The sequence below is a fragment of the Streptomyces sp. NPDC025833 genome (assembly GCF_055558055.1).
Genome location: NZ_JBVHNF010000052.1, coordinates 1 through 5040, shown reverse-complemented (window position 1 = coordinate 5040; position 5040 = coordinate 1). Strand labels below are relative to the sequence as shown.

Annotated in this window: 1 protein-coding gene; it reads left to right on the top strand. The window is 73.1% G+C overall.

What is annotated here, in order from left to right; translation table 11 throughout:
• On the top strand, positions 1–5040 hold a 5040-nt coding region (locus tag ACZ4K2_RS36850; RefSeq protein WP_467770022.1), incomplete at both ends, for an amino acid adenylation domain-containing protein.

The following is a 5040-nucleotide window of genomic DNA, read 5'->3' as shown; positions in this document are numbered from 1 at the left end:
TGGTGGCACGGCACGAGAGCCTGCGCACCGTCTTCCCCGAGCACGACGGCACCCCGTACCAGCACGTCCTGGACAGCGCCGACGCGCGGCCCGTGCTGGAGGTCGTGGAGACCGACCCCGCCGGGTACGGAGCGGCCCTGGACCGTGCGATCCGGCACCCCTTCGAGCTGGCGGCCGAACTGCCGTTGCGGGTCACGGTGTTCCGGCTGGCCGCCGACGAGCACGTACTGCTGCTGCTCGCCCATCACATCGCGAGCGACGGCTGGTCCCTGGACCCGCTCGCCCACGATGTCGCGCGGGCCTACGCCGCCCGCAAGGAGGGCGGGGCCCCGGCGTGGGAGCCGCTGCCGGTGCAGTACGCCGACTACACGCTGTGGCAGCGCGAGGTGCTCGGGGAGGAGAGCGACCCGGAGAGTGTCATCTCCCGGCAGATCGAGCACTGGCGCACCACCCTGGCCGGCCTGCCCGAGCAGCTCCAGCTCCCCACCGACCGGCCCCGGCCGGCCATCGCCGCACACCACGGCGCCACCGTCCCCCTCACCCTCGACGCCGGCCTCCACCACGACATCGTCCGCCTGGCCCGCGAACACCAGGTCACCGTCTTCATGGTCCTGCACGCCGCCCTGACCACCCTCCTCACCCGACTCGGCGCCGGCACCGACCTGCCCATCGGCACCCCCGTCGCCGGACGCACCGACGACACCCTCGACGACCTCGTCGGCTTCTTCGTCAACACCCTCGTCCTGCGCACCGACACCTCCGGCGACCCCACCTTCACCCAACTCCTCGCCCGCGTCCGCGACACCGACCTCGCCGCCTACGCCCACCAGGACGTCCCCTTCGAACGCCTCGTGGAAATCGTCAACCCCACCCGCTCCCTCGCCCACCACCCCCTCTTCCAGGTGATGCTGGTCCTCCAGAACGCCACCGAGGGCGACTTCGCCATGCACGGCCTCCAGGTCGCGGAGGACGAGGACGTGCACGCCGGGATCGCGAAGGTGGACCTGGCGGTCAGTCTCGGGGAGCGCTTCGACGCTCGGGGCGTGCCGTGCGGGCTCGGCGGTGTCGTGGAGTTCGCCACGGACCTCTTCGACCGGGAGACGGCCGTCGCGGTCGCGCAGCGGCTGGAGCGGCTGCTGCGCGCGGTCGCCGCGGACCCGTCCCGGCCGCTGAGCACCCTGGAGGTGCTCTCCGACGACGAGCGCGTCCGGATGCTCGGGGAGTGGAACGACACCGCCCGTGCCACGTCCGGGGCGACGCTGCCGGAGCTGTTCGAGGCGCAGGTCTCACGGACGCCGGGGGCGGTCGCCGTCGAACACGGAGACGTCTCGCTCACCTACGCGGAACTGAACACCCGCGCCAACCAACTCGCCCACGACCTCATCACCCGGGGCATCGGACCCGAACAATACGTCGCCCTCGCCCTGCCCCGCTCCACCGACCTCGTCACCGCCATCCTCGCCACCCTCAAAACCGGCGCCGCCTACCTCCCCATCGACCCCGACTACCCCACCGACCGCATCACCTACATGCTCCACGACGCCCACCCCGCACTCCTCATCACCACCACCCACCTCACCCCCACCCTCCCCACCACAACCACCCCCACCCTCACCCTCGACACCCACCCCCACCACCACCAACCCACCCACAACCCCACCACCCCACTCCACCCCCACCACCCCGCCTACCTCATCTACACCTCCGGCTCCACCGGCCGCCCCAAAGCCGTCGTCGTCCCGCACGCGAGCGTCGTGGACTTCTCGGCCGACGTGGTGGAGCGCTGGGCGCTGGACGGGAACAGCCGGGTGCTCCAGGTGGCTCCGCCGAGCTTCGACCCGTCGGTGTTCGAGCTGTGGATGGCGCTGCGTTCCGGTGCCCGGCTGGTGGTGCCGTCGACGGGTCCCCTCGCCGGCGAGGTGCTGGTCCGGCTGCTGGAGGAGGAGCGGATCACCCATGTGCAGATGTCACCGGCCGCGCTCGCGAGCATGCCGGTGCGGCCGCTGCCCGAGCTGCGGACGCTGATCGTCGGTGGTGAGGCGTTCGCCGCCGATGTCGCCGGGCGGTGGTCGGCGGACCGGGGCGTGTTCAACGCGTACGGTCCGACGGAGGCGACCGTCTGGGTGACGGTGAGCGACCCGCTGTCGGGCGCGGAGGCGCCGCCGATCGGCCGTCCCGGCCGGAACACGCGGGTGTACGTGCTGGACGAGGCGCTGCGCCCGGTGCCGGTGGGCACCCCGGGCGAGCTGTACGTCGCCGGTGTGCGGCTGGCGCGGGGGTATCTGGGCCGCCCGGACCTGACCGCGAGCCGGTTCGTCGCCGACCCCTTCACCCCCGGCACCCGCATGTACCGCACCGGCGACCTCGCCACCTGGCACCGCGACGGACAACTCCACTACCTCGGCCGCACCGACCACCAGATCAAACTCCGCGGCCACCGCATCGAACTCGGCGAGATCGAGAACGTCCTCACCACCCACCCCCACATCACCCGCACCGCCGCCATCGTCAGAGAAGACCGACCCGGCGACCAACGCATCGTCGCCTACGTCGTCCCCACCGACACCACCACCGGAGCGGACCTGGCGGAGCTGCGGGAGCTGGCGGCGCGCCGGCTGCCGGCGTTCATGGTGCCGTCGGCGTTCGTGCCGCTGGCGGCGCTGCCGCTGACGGCGCACGAGAAGCTGGACCACAAGGCGCTGCCCGCGCCCGGGTACGCGAGCGGCGAGGCGGGGCGGGCCCCGCGCGACGCCCGCGAGGAGGTGCTGTGCGGCCTGTTCGCCGACGTCCTCGGCGTCGAACGGGTCGGCATCGATGACGACTTCTTCGGTCTCGGCGGGCACTCCCTGCTCGGCATCCAGCTCATCAGCCGGGTGCGTACCGCCTTCGGCGTGGAGCTGTCGGTGCGGGACCTGTTCGAGGCGCCGACGGTCGCCGGGGTCGCGGCACGGCTCGGTGACGCGGCCGGAGCGCGGGCGGCGCTGGTGCCGATGGACCGCCCGGAGCGGCTGCCGCTCTCCTTCGCCCAGGCACGGCTGTGGTTCCTGCACCGGCTGGAGGGCCCCAGCGCCACCTACAACGTGCCGATGCGGCTGCGGCTGACCGGCGGCCTGGACGTGGCGGCGCTGCGGGCGGCCCTCGGGGACCTGGTCGCACGGCACGAGAGCCTGCGGACCGTGTTCCCGGAGGCGGACGGCACGCCGTACCAGCGGATCCTGGACGGTGAGGCGGCCCGGCCGGTGCTGGAGACGGTGGCGTCCGCTCCGGAGCGCATCGACGGGGACGTGGCCGAGGCCGCTCGGCACGCCTTCGACCTGGCGGCGGAACTTCCGCTGCGAGCGGTCCTGTTCACGGTCGGTCCGGATGAGCACGTGCTGCTGCTGCTCGTGCACCACATCGCCGGTGACGGCTGGTCCATGGGCCCGCTGGCCCGCGACCTGTCCCTCGCCTACGCGGCGCGGCACGCCGGGGAGGCACCCGCGTGGGAGCCGCTGCCGGTGCAGTACGCGGACTACACGCTGTGGCAGCGCGAGGTGCTCGGCGACGAGTCCGCCGGGGACAGTGTGCTGGCGCGGCAGATCGAGCACTGGCGTACGGCCCTGGCGGGGCTGCCGGAGCGGCTGGAGCTGCCGGTGGACCGGCCGCGTCCCGAGGTGGCCGCGTACCGGGGGCGCAGTGTCGACTTCGTCCTCGACGCCGGGCTGCACCGGGACATCACCCGGCTGGCCCGGGAGCGCCAGGCCAGTGTGTTCATGGTGGTGCAGGCGGCGCTCGCGGCCCTGCTCACGCGGCTGGGCGCGGGCACGGACATCCCGATCGGCACGCCGGTCGCGGGGCGTGCCGACGACGCGCTGGAGGACCTGGTCGGGTTCTTCGTCAACACCCTCGTGCTGCGCACCGACACCTCCGGTGAGCCGTCCTTCGCCGAACTCCTGGACCGGGTGCGGGAGTCGAACCTCGCCGCCTACGCCCACCAGGACGTGCCCTTCGAACGGCTCGTGGAGATCGTCAACCCGGTGCGCTCACTCGCCCACCACCCGCTCTTCCAGGTGATGCTCACCTTCGAGGCCACGCGGGCGGAGGTCCCGCTCGCGGGGCTGGCGGGCGAGCTGGAGGCGGTCGGCTCGGACACCTCGAAGTTCGACCTGGAGTTCGGGTTCGAGGAGCGGCTGACGCCGGAGGGTCTGCCGGGCGGCATGACGGGTTCGGTGGACTACGCGACGGATCTGTTCGACCAGGCCACCGTCGAGGCGATGACCGCCCGCCTGGAACGCCTCCTCCGCGCCGCCACCACCGACCCCGCACGCCCCCTCACCCACCTCCCCCTCCTCACCGACGAGGAACACCACCGGCTCACCCACACCTGGCCCGCCACCACCCGCACCCTGCCCACCGGCGAAACCCTCCCCGCCCACACCCACCCCTACGTCCTCGACCCCCACGGCACCCCCACACCCCCCGGAGTCACCGGCGAACTCTGCTACGCAGGACCCGGACTCACCCCACCCCTCACCCACACCGGCACCCCCGCCCACTGGACCACCAGCGGACACCTCCACCTCACCACCACCCCCGACACCACGCCTGACACCGACAGCGCCCCGCAACGCCGCCGCACCCCCACACCCCAGGAAGAAATCCTCAGCACCCTCTTCGCCCAGACCCTCGGCACCACCACCCTCCACCCCGACGACAACTTCTTCGACCACGGCGGACACTCCCTCTCCGCCGTCCGCCTCCTCAGCCGCATCCGCACCACCCTCGGCACCGAACTCACCGTCCGCGACCTCTTCGAAGCACCCACCGCGGCCGCGCTGGCCCGCCGGGTGGCCGCCGCCTCGGCGGGGGTGCGCACACCTCTGGCGCCGGCCGCACGCCCGAGCCGCGTCCCGCTGTCCCCGGCGCAGCGCCGGCTGTGGTTCCTCCAGCGGCTGGAGGGCCCGAACGCGACGTACAACGTGCCGATGGCGCTGCGCCTGACGGGCGAACTCGACCTCACCGCACTGCGCGGGGCACTCGGCGACCTGGTGGCACGGCACG